Here is a 21695-nt window from a genome sequence, read left to right on the forward strand (position 1 = left end):
TCATGGAAACGATAAAGCCCCTAAGATACCCTGAAATCCCGGTGCACTCGGAATAGCCCGGAGCTTCCTACAAAGTTCCAAAAAAAACGCATTACCTGACAAACTCATTATAAACACATAGAAATACCCTTTGTTTTACATCGCAGAAGCGACTGTTTTGCAGCTTCTGTATGAAGCGCAAAGAAGCAGACCTTCCTTATTTTAATAGGAGAAACGAAAATTTACGTAAAAGTATAGTTATATTAGAAAGAATTTGTATCTTTGCCAAATATGGAAAGGCATTTATATATTATCAGCGGTTGCAATGGAGCCGGCAAAACAACAGCTTCATATACAGTGTTGCCAGAAATCCTTAAAGTAGAGGAATTTGTAAACGCTGACGAAATTGCGCGTGGTTTATCGCCTTTCAATCCTGACAGTATGGCAATCGAAGCCGGTCGTCTCATGCTAAAGCGCATAGATGAACTCTTAATGAAAGGAAAGAACTTCGCTATCGAAACAACACTGGCTACTCGTTCATACGCCAAATTGGTGGAACGTTCGCACAGCTTAAATTACACCGTTCATTTAGTTTACTTCTGGCTTAGCAGTCCGCAACTGGCAAAAGAGCGAGTAGCAAACCGTGTCAAAAACGGTGGGCACAACATTCCCTCTGCCATTATAGAGCGTCGTTACAGCTTGGGAATAAGGAATTTAGTCGATATTTTCCTCCCCATCGTAGACGAGTGGATTATGGTAGACAACAGCAGCATGGGACGGATAATAGTGGCTGAAGGAGGCACAGACAAGGAAACTGTGATATACGATAATACTTTATTCTCAAAAATAAAAGGTTATGGAAGATAAAGAACAATACAGCGAGTTTGCACGCAAGATAATGGAAGGCGTAAAAAAGGCGCAACAAAAGATGATACGCGAGAAAATACTGAAAGGCGAAAACATCGTGATAGCTGATGCAGACGGGAAAATCATGAACATTCCCGCACAGGAACTCGCTCCAGACGAGTAAGTTGCATACATTGAAAGCCACTTGCCGACAATGGTCGGCAAGTGGCTTTTTGCTGCCATTTCCAAAGGTAATACATCGTTCTATTAAAGTGAGTTCGGCATCATTCTTACATCGAACTCACGTTCTGTTCGGTTTCCCGAAACGCCTCTCCCCCTTTACGATACCCCGAAACCCCGGTGCGCCCATCGCCCCAAGCCCACAACCGGCGCGCAGATTTTGCCGTCTGCACTTTTTTTATTATCTTTGTCGTTCAAATACAAAAATTAAAACAATGGCAATAAACAGAAAGGCAGCAGCTTGCTTGTTGGCGTTTTGGCTCGCAATGGGCACGGCAACGGCAGACAACAGGTATGCACACACCGCAGTAAAGGACTCGACCGACGAGAAAACCGAAGTGGAAAAACAGAAAGACGGCAAAGCGAAAGCCGACGAAAAGCAAGGAAAGGGTAAGGAAAAGGAAGACTCCTACGAACAGCTCATAAAGAAAAAAGGCAGCATGCACGAAGGTGTCTTCACGGTAAGGCATATCGACGAGAAGTGGTATTTTGAGGTTCCCGACTCCATTATCGGGCGTTATCTGCTGGCGGTAACACGCTTTACGGGTGTGCCGCAGAACTTCGGAAAGTTCTCGGGCGAAGCCGTGAACCAGCAAACCATCTACTTCGAGCAGCGCGACGCAAAGACAATGGTGCTGCGTGCCTACGTGCTCTCGCAGGAAGCCGACCCCGACAGCCGCATCTCGCAGACGCTGAAGGCATCGACCATCGACCCTATCATCGCATCGTTCAAAATCATCGGCCGCAACAAAGCCGCAAATGCACAGATGATAGAGGTTACTCCGCTCTTCGCAAAAGACAACGGCGTGGTAAGCATATCGTCGAACAGTGCAAAGCAACTCAAGCTCGGCGCACTGCAAGCCGACCGCACTTTCATCGACACCATGAAGGTATATCCCATCAACGTCGAGGTGGCTACCACCCGAACCTATGCCGCCACACCGGCCGCCACACCGGCTTCGCACACCGGCGCAATAACCGTCGGACTGAACACCAGCATCGTTCTGCTGCCGAAAGTGCCCATGCGAAAGCGCATCTGGGACAGCCGCGTGGGCTATTTCACCAACCATTACACCATTTTCAGCGACGAACAGACCAAGACCGACCGACAACAGTTCGTCTCGCGCTTCCGTTTAGAACCGAAAGATGTGCGCCGCTACCGCAAGGGACTGCTCACCGAACCCGTCAAGCCCATCGTTTTCTACATCGACCCGGCTACTCCGAAGAAGTGGGTACCTTATCTGAAGAAGGGCATTGAAGACTGGAACGCAGCCTTCGAAGCAGCAGGTTTCAAGCACGCAATAAAGGCAGCCGACTTCCCCGACGACTCTACGATGAGTGTGGACGACGCCCGTTTCAACGTGCTTCGCTATCTTCCTGCCGAAATCGAAAACGCTTACGGTCCGCGCATCGTAGACCCGCGCAGCGGCGAAATCATAGAAAGCCACATCTGTTGGTACCATAATGTAATGAATTTGCTTACAAAATGGTATATGACGCAGTGCGGACCGCTCGACAAGCGTGCCCGGACAATGAAGATGGACGACCGCCTTATGGGCGAACTTATACGCTTTGTGTCGAGCCACGAGGTTGGGCACACACTCGGTTTGCGCCACAACATGGGGGCAAGCCACGCCACGCCGGTGGAGAAGCTGCGCGACAAGAAGTGGGTGGAGAAGTACGGGCACACGGCAAGCATTATGGATTATGCCCGCTTCAACTACGTGGCACAGCCGGAAGACGGCATTTCAGAGCGCGGACTTTTCCCACGCATAAACGATTACGACAAGTGGGCCATAAGCTGGGGATACCGGTATCGCCCCGAGTTTAAGGACGAAATGGACGAGAAAGAAAAGCTCATGGACGAAACCACTGCCGCGCTTGCCAAGAACCCGCGCCTCTGGTTCGGTGGCGAAGGTAGGAACGAAGACCCTCGTGCACAGACCGAAGACCTCGGAGACGACAACGTAAAGGCGAGCGACTACGGCATAAAGAACCTCAAACGCATCGTTGCGGCACTGCCCGAGTGGACGTATCAGAAGAACGACCGGTACACCGACCGCATCGAAATGTGGAAAAGCGTCGTCGGACAGTTCAACCGTTACACCAACCACGTGCTGAAAAACGTAGGCGGCAGATACATCAACAACATGCCGGGACAGAAACCTTACGAGGTGGCACCTGCCCGGAAAGGCAGAGATGCCGTCGATTATCTTGCCCGCCAACTGTTCGATGCCCCTGTATGGCTCTATCCGTCGTCGATAACCGACGTGCTCGGGACGGACGTTGTCGAAGAAATCAGTGCGCAGCAAGTACGCGTGCTGAAGGTATTGCTGAACGCAACGCTGATGGACAAGATATACAAAGACCAACGGGCAAAGGGTGCTTATGCGTTTGCCGACTATCTCGACGACGTTTTCCGTGCCGTTTGGAAACCGCTTTCCGGGCTTAGCGACGTGAAAGCCGGCACGCGCCGACTGCTCGAACGTGCCTACGTGGAGCAGCTCGACAGCCTGCTCAACCCTGCCAAAAAGGAGAAACCGACTGCCGCCGACCGTGCCAACGCTTCCGATGCCATGCTCTACATGGAGCAACAGCTTGCCAAAGTGGAAGCCTTCTGCAAGGCGCAGGCAGCCCAAAGCAACGACATCGACCTGCTGCACTACAACGACTTGCTCCGCCAACTCAAACTTATCCGGGAGCGCAGAGTAACCGTAAAGTAGGTTTTAAGGCTTTGGAAGCAGGCAAATGCTTGCTTTCGTATTGTCCAATCTTAATTGCCTAATCATAAAAAGCCCCGACCAAACTTGCATTTGGTCGGGGCTTTCCCTTTTGTAATGGCATCTCAGAGATGCCTTATGCGTTTCTGTTTACTTCACCAATACCTTTACAGTAGAGCCGTCAGACATCTTGACGATGTTAAGACCGCGCTGCGGAGCACTTATTCTGCGACCGTCTATGGTGTAGCGTGCCACTTCTTTCACTTCGCCCTTGTTCTCAGAAATGCCTTCAACGCCTGCCGGATCCGGCAAGTAGAACTTGGCTGCATTTTCAATCCTGCCGTCCTTGCGGATAAGCATTGCGACAACTGCGAGTTTGTTGTAGTAGCCTGTTTTGTCGATAGCGGCTTTCAAATCAGCCTTCGTTGGCAACTTAAGCGTGTAAGTGTTCGTTACAATATTACCATCCTGTAGCGGTGCGAGCGTTGGCTTGGTACCGGCAAAAGAGGTGGCGAGCACAACATCGTCGTAAACCAATGCAACTTTTTGAGTTCCATACTTGCCACCCTTGCCGAATGGAGCCAAGTCTGCGGGCAATTGTGAGGAATTGTAGTTGACGAAATAGTTGCTCTGCTTCCATGCATCAGTTGTTCCGGTAAGTCCGTCGGCAACAAGAACATAGGCTATATCGTATGTTCCGTTTGCCACAGGCTCGATGGTTGTCGTAGCTGTTACTTCGGTACGGGCGGCATTCAGTTTACATGTACCCGATATGCCTACTGCCGCAAGACGTGAGAGTTCTTTCTTGAAGTCGTCGCAGACGTCGTCTTCCGAACCATAGTAAGGGTCTATTTGTTTAGTATTGCGGTCTATCTTACAAGCAGGTGCTCCATTAAAAGCAAGGTCATAGTCCTTGTAGTACATTGGGTCGTCCGGGTTGAACTTGTGTAGAGCAACACCTACGAAGTTCTCGCCGAATTGTTCGCGCATCTTCTTCATACCTACCCAGCCGCGCGGACACCAGCCACAGCCTGTGCCTGTAAACTCTTCGACAACGACACCTCGCTTCACTTCCTTGGCGACGGTGGTCAGTTGGCAAGTTGCAGTCTTGTTGCTTGCTTCGTTGGTTTTGCCGTTCACCTTGGTAATGGTAACGGTTTTCGTGGTTATTCCCGTATTGGCATCGGCTGCCAAAGGCAATTCGATGGTGTACTGAGCAGCATACGGCTTGAACGCCGGGCTGATGTTGAGGTGCTGTTCTGCGCCCACCGTACCATTGGTAGCAACTGTATAGTCGATGCTGCTGATACCGGCAATACCGGTATTGGTTACGACGAACTTGGTCTTGCGTGTGGTATTCTTCGCTACAACAATATCTTCCAACGAATTGGCAGATACCGAATTCTGTGGGAGGTTACCCTCTATGAGTATTTGGTGTGTCGTTTTGCCATAATTTTGATTCGAATAATCACTCCAATCAGCTATAGATTTCGAGGTGCGGAGGAAGATGCTATTAGCTTCCTTATTGCCATTAGAAGAAACGATAGGGTACTGTGTTGCTTCGTCTGAAACTTTGGTAATGGTGAAAGAATAACCTACATAGACACCTTCAGAACCTATAACGTATGGTTTGGTCAGGGCAATGTCGTTGGCAATTCCTAATTTTTCCTTGCTCTCGTCGCCGGCTTTCAGAGACGATTGGGCAACATTCTGAACATAGTCTGCCTTGCTGACGTCCGAAGGCTGCCCCTTTGAAATCCATACCTTGACATCTTTCGTATTCGCTTTATCGCGGAGATAGATACGAATTGCCTTGATGGTCTTTCCCACAACAGCACTATTGTCGGGGGCAACGCGGAAAGCAACATCGTAAGTTTCGGGTCTTGATATGCCAATTGCCGAACGCTTTTCGGTTTCATTGCCATATCCCCACCAAACCTGATTGGCAGCGGGGTCTATCTTCTTGGGCTGCTGCCCTTTGTATGGAGTGAACAACTGTGCATTTCCCATTCTGTTTGGGACTTGCTTTAATACTCTCGGTTGCGCATGTACCGACATTCCCAGTACAATCGCAAAGGTTAAAAATAAAAGTTTTTTCATAATCGTGAAATTTAAGTTAATAGCCATAATGGGTTATTACGGCATTAATCAACACTTTTTTCTCATTATTTTTGATATAAAATTAAAAAATTTAATAGTTTTGTTGTCAATTCTTCACTTCCCTGTTCAGGTGGGAGTATGTATTTTATGCAAAGATACAGATTTATTTTGAAAATACCATCGTTTTGTTAGAAATATTTCTTAAAAAGACTTAACAAACGTCTTTATTGTTGCAAAACAGAGAAAAAGCACGGCAACAATTTATGTTTTTCGCTACATTTGCGGTACTGAAAAAAAAATAAACATAAAAAGCTATATATATTAAATAAGGTGGTTACGCTTTAATATGCCCATCACCGGAAAGCAGTTGAAGCCTCTTCGGGATTAAACCCTTATACCGACTCCATGTTGTTTATAAGCGAAACGAAGCCAAGAAATACGTAAACGAAACCAAGAAAAAGCATAAAAAAAGCCCATAAAATCGTAAACATTTTTCGCAAGCGTAGCTGTCGTGTAACCATCTGTACGTCAGCGTGTTGCAAAACCTATTGTTTCGCATTGTAAAACCGTAGGTTTTGCACGGTTAAACCGTATGTTTTGCATCGTTAAACCTACGGTTTCGCAACGCCAAACCGATTATATCACTTTTTAACAGAATTATCTTTACAAAACAAGACCGAAATTCCCTCATCGTTTCAACAGCAAAATACCTACTTTGCGGTATTGTGCAGACAATGCTTTTATATTACTTTTGCACCATTAAAAAAATATTCAGAATAGCAAATAAGGTAAAAAGATGAAAGCAATGAGACTTATTATCGTGTTTCTGTTGCTGTTGGATATTCAGGTTACATGGGCGCAGCACGTATCGAAAAATACAGGAACGCATAATGTAAGCCTGACCGTAACGGACAAGAACAGCAAGGAAGCCATGATTATGGCAAACTGTGCGCTCGAACCGCTCGGTGCTGCCAACGTAACAGACATAGACGGAAAGGTTTCTTTCCGGAAAGTTCCGTCGGGCACGTTCACGCTGAAAGTAACGTATGTGGGCTACGAAACCTACACCACAACGCTGAAAGTGGAGGGCGACATGCAGCTGAACATACAGCTTGTGCCCACCTCGTTGGCACTGAACGAGGTGGTGGTAACTGCCAAACAGAGTGCGTCGGGCGCATCGAGCGCATCGATGATTGGGCGACAAGCCATCGACCACCTCCAAGCATCGTCGCTGGCAGACATCATGCAGCTTATTCCGGGAAAGGCAATGGGCAACACCGACCTTACCCAACAAGCGAACTTGCAGCTGCGCACCCTGCGCAACAACAACACAAGTGCCTTCGGTTCGAGCATCGTCGTGGACGGCGTGCCCATATCGAACAACGCACAAGTGGGGCAAGGAGCTTTTTCCGGCACCGCCTTCACGGGCACCGACCTGCGCCAAGTGGCTGCCGACAACATTGAAAGCGTGGAGGTGATACGCGGCATACCGTCGGCAGAGTATGGCGATTTAACGAGCGGACTGGTCGTGGTGCGCTCCAAAATGGGCGTTACACCGTGGCAGCTGAAGACGAAAGTTAATCCGTCGATGTCCAATGCCTCGCTTACGAAAGGCTTTTCGCTGAACAGAGTGGGCATCGTAAACGTGAACTTCGACTACGCAAAGGCATGGGGCGACCCCCGACAGAAGACCCGCAGCTTCGACAGATACACCCTGAACCTTGGTTACAGCTACGACATAAACAGACGCTGGCACACCGAAACGAAGTTCAGAATGCTGTCGGCAAAGGACTGGACAGGCAACGACCCCGACGCAAAACAAGACGGCAGCGATGCAAAGAACCAAACGCTGAACTTCGGACTGACGCATAACGGACGCATTTCGGCAGACAAGACTTTCGCGCGCACGCTCAACTACACGCTCGGCATAAGCTATGGCGGAACAGACAACGTGCAAACGGCATTCGTTCCCGTAAGTACAGGACTGCTTCCGATACTCACTGCGACGGAAACGGGCTATTTCAACGTGCCTTGGCAAACACAGTCGTACCGTGCAACCGGCAGAACCGAAAGCCGTCCGGGCAACATCTACGCCAAGATAAACGATACTTTCTACTTCACGGCAGGAAAAACGCGACAGAATTTCAAGGTCGGAGCAGAGTATCACTACGATTGGAACAGCGGCAAAGGGTACTACAACGACAACGATTTGCTGCCGCTCCGCCCCAACAGCAGCGGTCGTCCGCGCGCCTTCTCGGCTGTTCCGGGACTGCACCAAATAGCTGCCTATGCGGAAGACAACTTTCTTTGGAACATGAACAAGGTGAACCGGCTGCGTGCCAACCTCGGTTTGCGTTTCACGGCAATGCAGCCTTTCAGCGACGTGGCAACCACTTCGCTCTCTCCACGCGTCAATATCGTGTTCGGCGCAGCAAGTTGGCTCGACATCAGAGGGGGCATCGGCTTGAACTCGAAGACGCCCGGGTTAGGCTATCTCTACCCCGATGCAAAGTACGACGACCGTGTGGCAGCCAACTACATGCCGCAAACCGACCCCGCCGGCCGGCTTCTTGTCTACCACACGCAGGTGTATCAGACTGCCTACTCGAAGAACCTGAAGAACGCAACCACCACAAAGATAGAGCTGGGGCTTGACTTCAAGCTGAAAAACGGACGCCGTCTGAGCATTCTTGCCTATCGCGACCGCACGCCGAACGGCTTTGCAGCACTGAGCGACTTCTTTACTTACCGGTACAACCTATATACACAGGAACGCGGACTGAACATTACGCCGGGACAGGCAACCACCATCGACTACGCCAATCCGTACCGCACGTTCAACGCTTTCATGACCACGGGAGCCGTAGGCAACACCAATACCACCGTAAACAAGGGCTTGGAGTTCGACTTTGAGCCGGGCGAGATACGCCCCCTCCGCACTTCGCTCTTCTTCAGTGGTGCTTATTCCGAAACAAAAACGTATTCCACCGACCGCAACACCGCTGCCGTGCCAACGGCATTGCTGCCTGCCGAGTATGCAAGCTATGGCGTTACGCCTTTCAGAGTGGTATATCCTTCAGGACAGGACTACGAGAAATACCGCCAATTCCTGAACACCTTGCGCATCGTAACCAACATTCCTGCGCTGAAAATGGTGGCTTCGTTCACCGCCCAAGCGATATGGTACAATTGGAACACGAGCTTCTCGGCAGACAAAAAGCCCATCGGCTACTTCGGAGCAGACCTTGTGGAACACCCCATTACAAACGACATGATGTCGGGCTACCTCGGCATGGACGGCACATACTATGCGACCAAGCCGGCAGGCATCGCCACCGTTGCCGTGAGCGACCTTGCTTCTCGTGCCGGCGACAATAAGCCGACGAAGTCGCCAATAGAATGGAACATGCAGGGACGCCTTACCAAACAGCTCGGCAACTTCGGCGGTTTGTCGCTCTATGTGAACAATATGATATACTACGAACCCTACCTCAAGAGCAGCAACTCGCAGACGCTGACCCAGCGCAACACCGGTAAGTTCAGCTTTGGCGTAGAGTTATACCTTAATTTATAGGCATTATGTAGGTGTTCATAATTAATTGACATTGTATTAACACCTACTTATTTTAAAACAGAACTAAAAGATGAAGACAGTAAACTATATACTTTCGCTCGTTGCGATGTTTGTTTTCGCTTCGTGCGTAGACTATTCCGACGCTACCGAAAGCGTAACGGCAAAGGTTCGGGTGCAGCTTCCGAAAGAGTTCGGAACGAACAACGGCTTGGAAGGACATACGGTGCTGCTCCGGCTCGGCAGTGCTTCCTACTCGGCAAAGACCGACGCTGAAGGCATGGCAACGTTTGCCAACATCACCCCCGACGTGTATGACATCTCGACTTCGTGGGACATTTCGGCTGACGAATACAAGCAAATAACGGGCAGCAACGAAGCCAACAGCGGCGCAACCGTATCGGGCAGCCTCAACGCACAACTTATTTCAGGGGCAGAAACCCTTACGCTTGCCACGACGTTGTCGGTGAAACGCGACATCGTAATCGGCAAAATATACGTTGCCGGCTCTAAGGACAACAACGGAAAAGCCTACCGCGCAGGACAGTATGTTGAACTTTACAACCAATCGAACGACACGGTAGATGTGTCAGGACTATACATCGGACTGCTCGAAACCGATGTTCCGCAGGCTTATACCCTCGCCAACCTGCACGCCGACTACGCCGATTCGGTGGTATTGGTGAAGCAAGTGTTCCGCATTCCGACCACTTCGGCTTACAAGGTTGCCCCCGGCGGCACCGTCGTACTGACGAACAGTGCCATCGACCACAGCGTGAATGCCCCCAACGAACACAACTTGCTGAAGGCAGACTTTGAAGCAAAAGACAAAGTGGGCGGCAAAACGCAGAACAATCCTGACGTTCCGGCATTGCTGAACGTGTTCAACATCTATCCGAGCATTGCCAACATGAACCTCACGAACAGCGGTCAGGGCGTCGTTATCTTCCGTACAACGGCAGACGTGAGCAGTTTCAAGCTGACCTATAAATACGGAAAGACGAACGGAACACAGTATTTGCTGCTGCCAAAACGCTACATCATCGACGGCGTAGACTACCTGCGACACAAAGCAACAGGCACCGACGTGGGCGAAAAGCGACTCTACGCCGACATCGATGCGGGCTTTACGAGCATCAATGCCACCGCAGGACTGTCGGGCGAGGTGGTGTACCGCAAGACATCGGCTACTGCTGCGAACGGCAACAAGATACTGATGGATACCAACAACAGCTCCAACGACTTCGCCGTGTCTGTCACGATAGCTCCCCGCATCTATCCGTAAGCCACGCAATGAATACGATTTCAACCGACCATCATTATAAATCAAGCAAGTAAATTTATGGACAACAACATATTTCCAATACACACCAAGCTGTATGTTTCGGCTGTTTCGCGATGGTGGGCAGTGCGCTTGCTCGCCCTTATCGCCCTACCCGCTTTGGCACAGACACCCACCGACACGCTGAAAGGCGAACAAGAATACAGGTTCGGCAACCTTATGCAGCTGTGGCACAACACCAATAACGCTTCAGGACTGTCGCTCGACCAATCTCCCAACCGCGGCTACGCTGCCATGGGCTACCTGCATCGGGACGGCAACTACCACCGGGTGCAGGAAGGCGGCATGGCAAACAGCCTTCAGTTCTTCACCGAACGCTATCAGCAATTGGGCAAATACCTCTACGGTTACGGCAAAGTGGACTTCCGTTTGGGCAGAACCAAGGACCGTGCCTTTGCCGACCAATACCGCCCGTACAACGCCAATCCGTACCAATCGGGCAGTTCCATTGCAGGAAGCTACGATAACCAAGACTTCGACATCGTGGCGGCAGTGGGCACCGTGCCCGTCTTCGGCTGGCGATTTGGCATGCAACTCAACTATCGGTTGGGCGACCTGTCGCGCCTTCGCGACCCCCGCTCGCGTTCGCAGCTGCTCGACTATCGGCTCACACCGTCGGTATCGTACACCGTCGATAAGCACACGGTGGGTCTGGCAGGCTATTACGACCGGCGAAAAGAGAAGATGGGCTCGCTGACAACGGTGCAGAGCGACGCCACACTGACTTACTACCTGTTCTCGGGAATGGAAAACGCAACCGGAACCATCGGCGGCTACTCCGCCTTCAACCGCGAATGGGTGAACCATACATTGGGTACGGAACTGAACTACGGCTTCCGCACCGATGCCTTCCATACGCTGAACACACTCGGCATCAGCCGCGGCGAAGAGTATGTGTACGGCACTTACAAGTACGAACCGGGCAGATACTTCAGCTATATATATAATGTGCAGTCGCAAAACCGTCTCCGCACCGGTTCGGTGATACACCAAGCCGACCTGCAAGCACAGTGGCAGCAAGGCTATGCCGACGAATACAGACAGCAACTCGTTATTACGAAAGACCCCGAAACAGGCATAACATCGTATCGCTACGACCGATTGCTGGAATTTAGAAAACGCTTTCAGGTGCGCACGTTCGACTTCTCGTTCGCCTATCGTGCCAACTTCGCAGCCCGCCCTCGGCTCGTGGGCACGTCGGCATCGGGCTTCGGGCAGTCCGACAGCGAAAGCATCAGAGCCTACACAGGCTTCCGCATCGATGCCCACACGGCGAAAAACCGCCACCTGCTGCCCTTCTCCGAGTCGGATTACGGACGCATCAACTTCCAATTAGAAGACGGAATATCGCTCTTCAAGCATCGTGTAATGGCGGATATGACGCTCGGTTACAGTCTTTCCACACGTGCCAAGCTCGCTTTGGCAGACCCTTCAAGCGTCTTGGCGCAGGGCGTATGGCTCAAAGACCTGCCCTACTACGATGCCAACCTCGTGCACGGCAGTCTGCAAGTGATGTACCAATTCCCCCTCACCATCAAGCGCACACGCTCCCTTTGGTTCGTGAAAGCCTTCGGCAACTTCACTTCTGCCGACACGGCAGGGCACCCCAATCTGTACAACATCGGCATCAGCATCGGCATGTTCAACTGATACGCCGAACGCTTCAGCCCCAATAACGATTGGAAAGCGCAACGGCAGCAACTGCAAAAAACCGCTGCTGCAATTTCAGAACGCAATGGCAGCAACTGCAAAAGACGGCTATTGCAACTTCAGAACGCAACGGCTGCAACCCTAAACCGCAAAAGCCTCGTCTCCAAACAAGTGAGACGAGGCTTTTTGGGTTCTTCCGCCAAATGCGTAAACAGCGCATTATGCGTATATGGAAAGAGCCGACGGCACTTCTGCACAATACCTATCGCAAACCCATACCGATGCGATTAAAAATAAAAAATATTAGAAAAAATTTTTAATTCTAAAACAAATATATTATTTTTGCATAAGATAAGTTGCACTCGGACATTTGAGAATAAGTTCTCATGTCGCTCGTTGGCGTTATCTTTGCATAAGATAAGCTGCACTCGGACATTTGAGAATAAATTCTCATGTCGCTCGTTGGCGTTATCTTTGCACAAGATAGTACCAGCGAACGGAACGAGCGCACAAGCGCAAACACCTGCGGGCAACCTGTTAAACCTAAAAACAGCTACAACAATAAAAGCATTAACGCAAAACCTAATTCATCACATAAAATGCCCAAACCTCCGATACGGCGTTGCTCTGCGAAGAGTTTCAACAGGGAGGAAACAACTTAAAATGAAACCAAATCTACTTAAGAAAAGCTACGCGGCTACGGCTGCATTGTTCATCGCATTGTTCGCTTTCGGCACAACGGCGCACGCACAGCAGGACTACACACTTGCCATTGCGGGCAGAACCGTAAACGAACAGAACTGCAAAGAAATATCTAAGTTTCCCGGCGTTAGCGGAAAGGTGGAGTACGACAACGCTACGAAGACACTGACGCTCGAAAATGCCACCATCACGGCGTCGCAGGTGAACACACATTGTATCATGAACTTCATCAACGGACTTAAAATAAAGGTGGTCGGCAACAATACGCTCGAGTCGAAACAGGCTTGGGCGATACTCAATTATCAGGATTGCGACCTCACGGTGATGGGCAGCGGCACGCTGAAAATGAAAGGTTCGTCCACTTCTGCCGAGCCTACGTTTATGGTAGGCTTCTTCAATGTGGGCACCGTAACGGTGAAAGACTGCACCATGGAGGTGAGCGCAGGACTCTACGGCATCGGTAGCGGCAAGTGGAAGTTCGACCATTGCACCGTGCGCGCCAAGGGTAACGGTGCCGACGACAACGAATTTGCAGGCAGCCTCTGCTATCTGCACGCAAAGCCGGAGTTTGTCGGCTGCGAGATAGTTGCTCCGGAAGGAGCTTATTGGAAAGAATTTGAGAGCAACGGACAAAAGAAATACTCGCTCTTTGGGGCTGACGAGAAGGTGATGACCGACTGGGTTACCATCTCGTCTCAAGCAACAGGCATCGACACGGCTGCTGCCAAGCCCGGCAAAACCACTCGCAGCATCTACAGTATTAGCGGTGTCCGCCTGTCCGACGAGCTGAACAACCTGCCGAAAGGCGTGTACATCGTAGGCGGAAAGAAGGTTGTGAAGCAGTAAAAACCTCGCTCTTGCACTACCTTTGCACAACAACACATACGAAAAACAACAAGTAAAACGTAAAACCTAATTCATCACAATACGCCCGAACCTCCGACACGGCGTTGCTCGGAAAGAGTTTCAATAGGGAGGCAACCATTAACAATGAAACCAAATCTACTTAGGAAAAGCTACGCACGCACAGCCGCGCTCTTCTTGGCACTGTGCGCCCTGCCCGCAACAATGTCGGCACAAACCGAATACGGTATCGAAATTGCAGGAGAAAAAGTAACTTCCGAGAACTGCAAAGACCTGTCTGTGATAGAAGGTGTAAGCGGTAAGGTAAGCTACGACGACGCCACAAAGACCCTCACGCTTGAAAACTCAGCCATCAACGGAGGTTCAGACGCCGGCATCAGCTCTAAAATCGACGGGCTCACCATCAAGCTGACAGGTATCAACAAAATACTTTCTTCAGAGTCGGGCATCTACACCGTGAAGTCGTCGGGCATGCAAGCACCCAAGCCACTCACCATTACGGGCGGCGGAACGCTCAACGTTGAAAGCTCCAACTACGACGGCATCTATGCAAAAGGCACATCGCTCGTTATCGAAAACTGCACCGTGAACGCCAAGGGCGTAGGCTTCGGCATTACGGGAGAGAGCGGCATAGGCAGCGAAAACTTCACCATCAAGCAAGCAACCGTAACGGCTGAAGGCACTGAACGCGGCTCCATCGCACGGTTCGCAATGATGCACATCGACGGTTGCGACATTAAAAAGCCCCGCCAAGCCAAGTTCGACGAAGCAATGCACGCCATAACCAACCTCGGCGAAATACTTACGGAACCCGTAACCATTAAGCTGTAGACAAATACTACATCGATATTGCAGGCGTGCCGGTAACACCGGAAACCTTCAACGACTTCTCGAAGATACCGGGCGTAAGCGGCAAGGGGTACTACGAACCTGCCACAAAGGTGGTAACCTTCGATAACATCACCATCGAGAAGGACGCAGATATATGTTTCTTTAACGGAGTAACGGGTCTGACCGTGCGTGTTATCGGCAACAACACCCTGACCTCTGCCAACAATGTAGCCATCTCGGGACTTGCCAGCGGCAGCATGACCTTTGAAGGCGACGGCAAACTGGTTGCCAACGGCTCGACCGATGCCAACCTCGAAATACTTCGTACTGGCATTTGGATAATGGCTGACATCACCGTTCGCAACTGTACGTTCGAGATAACAGGCGGTGTGTGCGGCATCTTGGGCGGCGAATGGACGTTCGACCACTGCAACGTGCGTGTCAAAGGCGACGGCAGCAACGACAAATATGCCGGCAGCATCAACTATTTACTGGATATTCCGAAGTTCATAGGCTGCTCTATTGTTTCTCCGGGCAACACTAAATGGCAGGATTTCACCATTCAGACCACCAACTACTATACCCTTTATGGCGAAGACGATAAGGCTGTTACCGACTGGGTTGTTATCGAACCGGACGAAACAGCCATTGCCCGGCCAACCGTTAAGCCCGTTACAGCCAAGCAAGGCATCTACAACCTTAACGGCGTACGCCTGTCGGCACCGCTGAAAGACCTACCCAAAGGCATCTATATCGTAAACGGTAAAAAGGTTGTAAAGCAATAAATGTTGCGCTGCAGCGGTACGAAGCATCGCACCCTGCAAGCCTTATCCTATACAACTACAATAAGATTTCAAGGTGTGGGAGCATGCGTCGTCATGTTCCCCACACCTTTTTTACTTCCGTCAAGGATAGGACGGAAAGGTAATCGACACATCAATGGCATGTTCCTCACACCTTTTTTACTTCCGTCAGCCATAGCCTACCACCCTAAAAATTGCATAAGAAAGCAGAAAAAACATAGATTTAAATTTGATAATATGAAATTAAAAACCTACCTTTGTAAAACAATGAGAATAGAAAAGAGCTATTATTTGTTACATAAAAGACAGGTTCTAAAAGACAGTAATAAAAGGAACTCTTCAGCATGGAATTTTTAAGTTCCTGCCTAAAGGCAATTTAACCCATTTAACGCCCACGCCTCCGACACGGCGTTGCTCCGAAAGAGCTTAACAGGGAAGGCATTTGAACAATGAAATCAGGTAAACAAAAGCACGTCTACGCAGCAATGGCTGCGCTGTTCATCACCATTTTCGCACTGCCTGCACAGGCACAAAACCTCTACGAGAACGAACCCACAACCACCTACGACCTTAAAATTGCAAACACAGACGTAACTTCCGACAACTGCAACGACCTTTCTAAAATTCCCGGCGTAAGCGGAACGGTAAGTTACAACCCACAAACAAAAACCCTGACCCTGCAAGACGCAACCATCGATATACAAGAAGACAACGCCATCTTGTCGTACATCGACGACTTGACGGTCAAGGTTACAGGCACCAACAACCTCAGTTCATCGAAGGCAACCATCAGCTTCAGAGCACCACTCACCATTACGGGCGGAGGCACGCTCAACCTTCAAAGCGAGAAAGACTGTGCCCTCTACATCAATGCAACAAAACTTACCATCGACAATTGCACCCTAAGTGCCAAGAGTAAGGTGTATGGCATTTCGGGAGCTGAAGGCATTCGGGAAAAAGTTGCCGTAACAAACGCCACCGTAATAGCCGAAGGAACAAAGTACGGTTCTATCTGCGACATTGCCGAACTCACCCTGACAGGCTGTTCCATCACCGAGCCGATGGGCGCAATCTTCGACCCCGACAAGCGCGCCGTTGTGCTTATGCTGAACAATGAGATAGTAAAGAGCAAGGTAATAATAAGCAAAGACCCCACCGGCATCGAAGCACCGGTTGCAGACACGGCTGCCCCGCAAGGCATTTTCACCCTTAGCGGCGTCCGTCTCCCTGACGATGCGCAGTTGTCAAAAGGCATTTACATCGTAAACGGAAAGAAAGTTGTGAAGCAATAGCCTGTGGGAAAACCGACGTTTCCATAGCTCCTATCCCCTACCCCTCGTGAAACAGCAGCGGGGGAACTGCCCCGAAGGAATACAGTTTCCCCTATTGCAAATTAGGAAAATCCCGATGGCTGTCTCATTTTTTACCATTACCTTTGCACCATACATTAAACCCCAATCGGTCATTAGCGTCCTTGACTGATTTTGTTCGATTGTCGAGCAGATGTGCCGGCATTTCATCGAAGGCGTAGCGGGCTACGTCGAGGTGTAATGGCGGCGCAGATGCCGGCAAGCGGACCAAAGCAGTAAGGAAGCATGACCGTAATAACAAATATAAGAAAAGCGTCCTAATGAACCGATTGGGGTTAAACTAAAAACAGTAAAAACAAATAAAAGTAAGGTAACTATGAAACAGACGAACTTTAAAAACTTACGCCACAGCGCACTTTTGCTTTTCGCTGCCTTCGCACTGATAGCCGGCGCACAGCCGCAACAACAGAAACAGCTCTATTCTTTCAACCGTAAGGGAGTGTACTACGAACGGCAACCCATGGTGGGAGCAGACTATCGGTCGTTCATCGACTTGGGTTACGGCTATGCGAAAGACCGCTATAACGTGTATTACAGAGGACGGGTGCTGCCCTACGTAGACCCTGCCACTTTCCGCCTGCGTCTGCCGGGCATGCCTTATCCTGACGATTACCCGATGGACGGCGACGGCTACGGACAGCAGAACTTCGAATACTACCGCATTACATCGAATGCCGTGCTCTTCCGTGGAAAGAAACTCGACGCATCGCCCCATAGTTTTAAGGAATTGGGCTGGGGCTACGGCAAGGACGCTTTCAACGTTTACTACATGGGAAAGAAGGTAGAAGACGCTTTCGTCAGCAACTTCAGAGTGCTCGAAGACGGCTATGCGGAGGACACTTTCAACACATATTACAGGGGAAGAAAGATAGAATAGCCCCCTATCTGACGTGCGTGCGGCTTTGTTAAAATAATGCAATGCGTTGGTCTAGTGTTTCTAGGATTTCTAGGATTCCTAGGATTCCTAGAAATACTATGCCAACTCGTTTTTCTTTGGTGTCGGCAGCGCGATAAACTACGCTCCTGCAAGTCGGCAGCAGCTCTTTAACTAATTTTTATATACCCTTTAAAAGGTAATGAAAAAAAAACATTACCTTTGCAAGCGGCTTTGCACTCACTGCAAAGAACAATACAGAAAGACAATTGATACATTATTATATATAATAGATGAAAAAGTTTAGATTGGTGGACAACACGCTGGGGTGGCTCGCTTTCCTGATAGCCGCCTTTGTTTACTGCTCCACGATAGAGCCAACGGCAAGTTTTTGGGACTGCCCCGAGTTTATTACAACAGGCTATAAGCTCGAAGTAGGGCACCCGCCGGGGGCACCGTTCTTTGCGCTTACAGCCAATTTCTTCTCGCATTTTGCAAGCGACGCAACGCAAGTGGCACGCATGGTGAACACGATGAGTGCGCTGTTGTCGGCAACGTGCATCATGTTCCTGTTTTGGACAATCTCCCATCTCGCACGCAAGCTAATCGTGCGCGACGGCGAAGAAATATCAATGGGCAAGCTCATTGCCATCGAGGGCGCAGCTATGGTGGGCGCATTAATCTACACTTTCAGCGACACCTTTTGGTTTTCGGCGGTCGAAGGCGAAGTTTATGCCTACTCGTCGGCATTTACGGCAGTGGTGTTCTGGCTCATATTGAAGTGGGAAGACAATGCCGACAAGCCGCACGCCGACCGCTGGCTGGTGTTAATAGCCTATATGACAGGACTTTCCATCGGCGTCCACTTGCTCAACTTGCTTTGTATTCCTGCCATCGTACTGGTGTATTATTACAAGCGTGTGCCCGATGCCAACCTCAAAGGCTCGCTCATAGCCCTCGCTGTTTCCATCGTTTTGGTGGCTGCCGTGCTCTATGGCGTTGTGCCGGGCATCATCACCGTGGGTGGTTTCTTTGAACTTTTGTTCACCAATACGCTCGGCATGCCGTTCAACACGGGTACCATTCTCTACATCTTGCTACTCATCGGGAGCTTCGTCTGGGCGATTGCCGAAACCTATAAAGACAGCAACCGCAACCGTCAGAACATAGCGTTCCTCGCTGCTTTCGGACTTATCGGTATTCCGTTCGTGGGTTACGGCTGGAGCGCATTCATCGTTGGCATCGTCATACTTGCAGGTCTGTACTTCGTGCTCAACATCAAGCGTGGCAAAGAGTTGCTCGTTTCTGCACGCATGAAGAACACGGCGTTGCTCTGCATGCTCATGATGATAATCGGATACGCATCGTATGCCGAAATCGTGATACGTTCAACGGCGAACCCTCCAATGGATCAGAACTCGCCGGAGGACATCTTTACGCTCGGAAACTATCTGGCACGCGACCAGTATGGCGACTCTCCGCTGTTCTACGGACAGGCATATACCAGTCAGCCAAAGGTGGCAGAAGACGGCAGACACTACGAGATAAAGAAGGGCAAGCCCATCTATGAACGCAAGGAAAAGGCATCGCCCGACGAACCGGACGCTTACTTCCTTGTGCGCAACAAGACATCGCAGGTGTTTGAACAGAACATGTTCTTCCCTCGTATGTGGGACAATGCGCACGCACAGAACTACGAACAGATTATGGGAGGCATAGAAGGGCACGACGTGGACGGCGTGAAGATGCCCACACAGTTCGAAAACATACGCTTCTTCCTGTCTTATCAGTGCAACTTTATGTACTGGCGATACTTCATGTGGAACTTCGCCGGCAGACAAAACGACATACAAAGCTATGGCGAACCGGAACACGGAAACTGGATTACGGGTATCTCGTTCATCGACAATATGCTCTATGGCGACCAAGACTTGCTGCCCGACGAGCTGAAAGCAAACAAGGGGCACAACGTGTTCTACTGTCTGCCGCTCTTGCTGGGTCTGTTGGGTCTGTTCTGGCAGGCATGGCGCGGACGCCGGGGCATACAGCAGTTCTGGGTAGTGTTCTTCCTTTTCTTCATGACAGGGCTTGCCATCGTGGTTTATCTGAACCAAACACCAAGTCAGCCGCGCGAGCGCGACTATGCTTATGCCGGCTCGTTCTACGCTTACGCCATTTGGTGCGGACTCGGAGTACTTGCCATTTACGACCGGCTGAAGAAGCTGAAGGTTTCCGGGACAGCCGCAGCAGCCATTGCTTCGGCAGCCTCTATCCTTGTGCCGATACAGATGGCGTCGCAGACTTGGGACGACCACGACCGCTCGGGACGCTACACTTGTCGCGACTTCGGGCAGAACTATCTGAACTCTATGCAGGAAAAAGGCAACCCAATCGTGTTCACCAATGGCGACAACGATACTTTCCCGCTGTGGTACAACCAAGATGTTGAGGGCGTGCGCACCGACACTCGCGTCTGCAACCTTTCGTACTTGCAGACCGATTGGTACATCGACCAGATGCGCCGACCTGCCTACACATCGCCAAGTGTGCCCATTAAGTGGAACCGACTCGACTATATAAGCGGTACGAACGAATACATTCCCATACAGCCGGAGCTGAAACAAGAAGTGTTAGACCTGTACAAGGAGAACCCCGAACAGGCAAAACAACAGTTCGGTGCCGACCCGTTCGAACTGAAGAACGTGCTGAAATACTGGGTGCGTTCGCGCGACCCGCAGTTCCACTGCATACCTACCGACACCTTATATATGACCATCGACAAGGCAGCAGTGCGCCGCAGCGGTATGATGATGCCCACCGACAGCATTCCCGACCGTATGGCTATCTCGCTCGTAGGTAAGGAAGGACTGATGAAGAGCGACATCATGATGCTCGAAATAATTGCCAACTGCAACTGGACACGACCGCTTTATGTGGCTATTACCGTAGGCAGCGACAACTTCATGAACCTCGGCGACAACTTCATACAGGAAGGATTGCTGAACCGCATCACACCGTTCTACACCAAAGACGCAGGCAGCTTCGACGCAGAGAAGACCTACAACGTTATTATGAACAAGTTCCGATGGGGCGGAGTGTCTACAAAGGGTATCTATCTCGACGAAACCGTGCTGCGTATGTGTTACACCCACCGCCGCGAAATGGCACAATTGGCAATGAACCTTATACTGCAAGGCAAGCGCGACAAGGCTTTAAAGGTGCTCGAAAAGGCTGAAAAGGAACTGCCAACCTACAATGTGCCGCTTTCGTTCTCGCATGTAAAGGGCGGACCGATAATGCTGACGCCTACGCAATGTTAGGAAAGAAAGCCAAAGCCGAAGCGATGTACAACGAAATGTGGAAGACATCGGCGCAATATGTGCGCTACTACTTGAGTCTTCCTGCCAATACGTTCAATACGAATATGAGTTCTTGCGCTATGCACCTGCAGATTATGTACCAGTATATTCGTGCAAACGAGCAGAACAATCCGCAGTGGGCAAATGCACACAACGCCGAACTCATGCAAATGCTCAAGGCTTACGAGGCAAAAGGCGGCAAAATGCAGTAAAGCATAGGGACGGTAAGAAAACAACGAATGCAAGGCAACACGTGCAGGGGCGTGGTTTATCACGCTCCGCATGCTTTGCCGCCGGTACGAAGGCGTTGTTTCATCACATTTCCGGCACCTGCCTTACAACTCCGGACGTCCGTTATCTCGCTGCCTGTTCTGCGATAACGGAAATTGGCGGAACACGCCTTTCCGCCATCAACTGCACGGACACCCACCCCAAAACCCTCTT

14 protein-coding genes and 1 pseudogene are annotated in these 21695 nt (G+C 50.3%); 12 read left to right on the top strand and 3 right to left on the bottom strand.

Going from position 1 to position 21695, the window contains the following annotated elements; all coding sequences use genetic code 11:
- The first annotated feature begins 270 nt into the window (after nt 1–270).
- From JCM15124_RS04080 to JCM15124_RS04090, 3 genes are all read left to right on the top strand, one after another.
- A complete protein-coding gene (locus JCM15124_RS04080) occupies nt 271–846 on the top strand; it encodes an ATPase (protein WP_024998407.1) in 576 nt (191 codons plus the stop codon).
- Nucleotides 836–1009: a DUF8506 family protein gene (locus JCM15124_RS04085; protein ID WP_024998408.1), complete on the top strand. Its 174-nt coding sequence runs from the start codon at nt 836–838 to the stop codon at nt 1007–1009. Before JCM15124_RS04080 ends, JCM15124_RS04085 begins: the two co-directional genes overlap by 11 nt.
- A gap of 271 nt (nt 1010–1280) precedes the next feature.
- The gene (locus JCM15124_RS04090; RefSeq protein WP_024998409.1) at nt 1281–3788 is read left to right on the top strand and encodes a zinc-dependent metalloprotease; all 2508 of its coding nucleotides are present in this window, start codon (nt 1281–1283) and stop codon (nt 3786–3788) included.
- A gap of 147 nt (nt 3789–3935) precedes the next feature.
- Here JCM15124_RS04090 and JCM15124_RS04095 read toward each other — a convergent pair whose 3' ends face one another.
- On the bottom strand, nt 3936–5795 hold the full coding sequence (locus tag JCM15124_RS04095; protein ID WP_232220075.1) for a hemin-binding protein: 1860 nt from the start codon (nt 5793–5795) through the stop codon (nt 3936–3938).
- Nucleotides 5796–6681: 886 nt separating this feature from the next.
- Here JCM15124_RS04095 and JCM15124_RS04105 point away from each other — a divergent pair.
- From JCM15124_RS04105 to JCM15124_RS04135, 6 genes are all read left to right on the top strand, one after another.
- Nucleotides 6682–9459, top strand: coding sequence for a TonB-dependent receptor (locus JCM15124_RS04105; RefSeq protein WP_024998411.1), 2778 nt, complete (start codon nt 6682–6684; stop codon nt 9457–9459).
- Nucleotides 9460–9529: 70 nt separating this feature from the next.
- Nucleotides 9530–10741 (top strand): DUF4876 domain-containing protein, encoded by a 1212-nt coding sequence (locus JCM15124_RS04110; RefSeq protein ID WP_024998412.1) that lies wholly within the window; start codon nt 9530–9532, stop codon nt 10739–10741.
- Between the two features lie 57 nt (nt 10742–10798).
- Nucleotides 10799–12448 carry a DUF6850 family outer membrane beta-barrel protein gene (locus tag JCM15124_RS04115; protein WP_024998413.1) on the top strand — a complete coding sequence of 550 codons (1650 nt, stop codon included), beginning with the start codon at nt 10799–10801 and terminating at the stop codon, nt 12446–12448.
- A gap of 663 nt (nt 12449–13111) precedes the next feature.
- Entirely contained in the window at nt 13112–13996 is an 885-nt protein-coding gene (locus tag JCM15124_RS04125; RefSeq protein WP_024998415.1) for a hypothetical protein, read from the top strand.
- A gap of 144 nt (nt 13997–14140) precedes the next feature.
- Nucleotides 14141–14845: a DUF4353 domain-containing protein gene (locus tag JCM15124_RS13200; RefSeq protein ID WP_024998416.1), complete on the top strand. Its 705-nt coding sequence runs from the start codon at nt 14141–14143 to the stop codon at nt 14843–14845.
- Between the two features lie 26 nt (nt 14846–14871).
- A complete protein-coding gene (locus JCM15124_RS04135) occupies nt 14872–15630 on the top strand; it encodes a hypothetical protein (protein WP_024998417.1) in 759 nt (252 codons plus the stop codon).
- Between the two features lie 68 nt (nt 15631–15698).
- Here the strand turns inward: JCM15124_RS04135 and JCM15124_RS16915 are convergent, their stop codons facing one another.
- The gene (locus JCM15124_RS16915; protein ID WP_262499263.1) at nt 15699–15824 is read right to left on the bottom strand and encodes a hypothetical protein; all 126 of its coding nucleotides are present in this window, start codon (nt 15822–15824) and stop codon (nt 15699–15701) included.
- A 273-nt stretch (nt 15825–16097) separates the two neighbouring features.
- Here JCM15124_RS16915 and JCM15124_RS04140 point away from each other — a divergent pair, with 273 nt between their 5' ends.
- Nucleotides 16098–16940: a hypothetical protein gene (locus JCM15124_RS04140; protein WP_024998418.1), complete on the top strand. Its 843-nt coding sequence runs from the start codon at nt 16098–16100 to the stop codon at nt 16938–16940.
- A gap of 124 nt (nt 16941–17064) precedes the next feature.
- On the opposite strand, the gene JCM15124_RS15755 is transcribed toward JCM15124_RS04140, so the two are convergent.
- On the bottom strand, nt 17065–17259 hold the full coding sequence (locus JCM15124_RS15755; RefSeq protein ID WP_156930637.1) for a hypothetical protein: 195 nt from the start codon (nt 17257–17259) through the stop codon (nt 17065–17067).
- Nucleotides 17260–17286: 27 nt separating this feature from the next.
- Between JCM15124_RS15755 and JCM15124_RS04145 the strand changes: the two genes are divergently transcribed.
- Nucleotides 17287–17895 (top strand): DKNYY domain-containing protein, encoded by a 609-nt coding sequence (locus JCM15124_RS04145; protein WP_487247572.1) that lies wholly within the window; start codon nt 17287–17289, stop codon nt 17893–17895.
- A 290-nt stretch (nt 17896–18185) separates the two neighbouring features.
- Nucleotides 18186–21463 (top strand): annotated as a pseudogene (locus JCM15124_RS13205) (protein O-mannosyl-transferase family).
- Nucleotides 21464–21695 lie beyond the last annotated feature (232 nt).

The sequence above is a fragment of the Prevotella falsenii DSM 22864 = JCM 15124 genome, assembly GCF_000613945.1.
Lineage (GTDB): Bacteria > Bacteroidota > Bacteroidia > Bacteroidales > Bacteroidaceae > Prevotella > Prevotella falsenii.

Bases quoted from the DNA above. Each gene is read 5' to 3' on its own strand.
- JCM15124_RS04090 (WP_024998409.1), top strand. From the start codon at position 1,281: ATGGCAATAAACAGAAAGGCAGCAGCTTGCTTGTTGGCGTTTTGGCTC.
- JCM15124_RS04110 (WP_024998412.1), top strand. From the start codon at position 9,530: ATGAAGACAGTAAACTATATACTTTCGCTCGTTGCGATGTTTGTTTTC.
- JCM15124_RS04115 (WP_024998413.1), top strand. From the start codon at position 10,799: ATGGACAACAACATATTTCCAATACACACCAAGCTGTATGTTTCGGCT.
- JCM15124_RS16915 (WP_262499263.1), bottom strand. From the start codon at position 15,824: ATGGCTGACGGAAGTAAAAAAGGTGTGAGGAACATGCCATTGATGTGT.
- JCM15124_RS04095 (WP_232220075.1), bottom strand. From the start codon at position 5,795: ATGGGAAATGCACAGTTGTTCACTCCATACAAAGGGCAGCAGCCCAAG.
- JCM15124_RS04140 (WP_024998418.1), top strand. From the start codon at position 16,098: ATGAAATCAGGTAAACAAAAGCACGTCTACGCAGCAATGGCTGCGCTG.
- JCM15124_RS04085 (WP_024998408.1), top strand. From the start codon at position 836: ATGGAAGATAAAGAACAATACAGCGAGTTTGCACGCAAGATAATGGAA.
- JCM15124_RS04125 (WP_024998415.1), top strand. From the start codon at position 13,112: ATGAAACCAAATCTACTTAAGAAAAGCTACGCGGCTACGGCTGCATTG.
- JCM15124_RS13200 (WP_024998416.1), top strand. From the start codon at position 14,141: ATGAAACCAAATCTACTTAGGAAAAGCTACGCACGCACAGCCGCGCTC.
- JCM15124_RS04105 (WP_024998411.1), top strand. From the start codon at position 6,682: ATGAAAGCAATGAGACTTATTATCGTGTTTCTGTTGCTGTTGGATATT.
- JCM15124_RS04080 (WP_024998407.1), top strand. From the start codon at position 271: ATGGAAAGGCATTTATATATTATCAGCGGTTGCAATGGAGCCGGCAAA.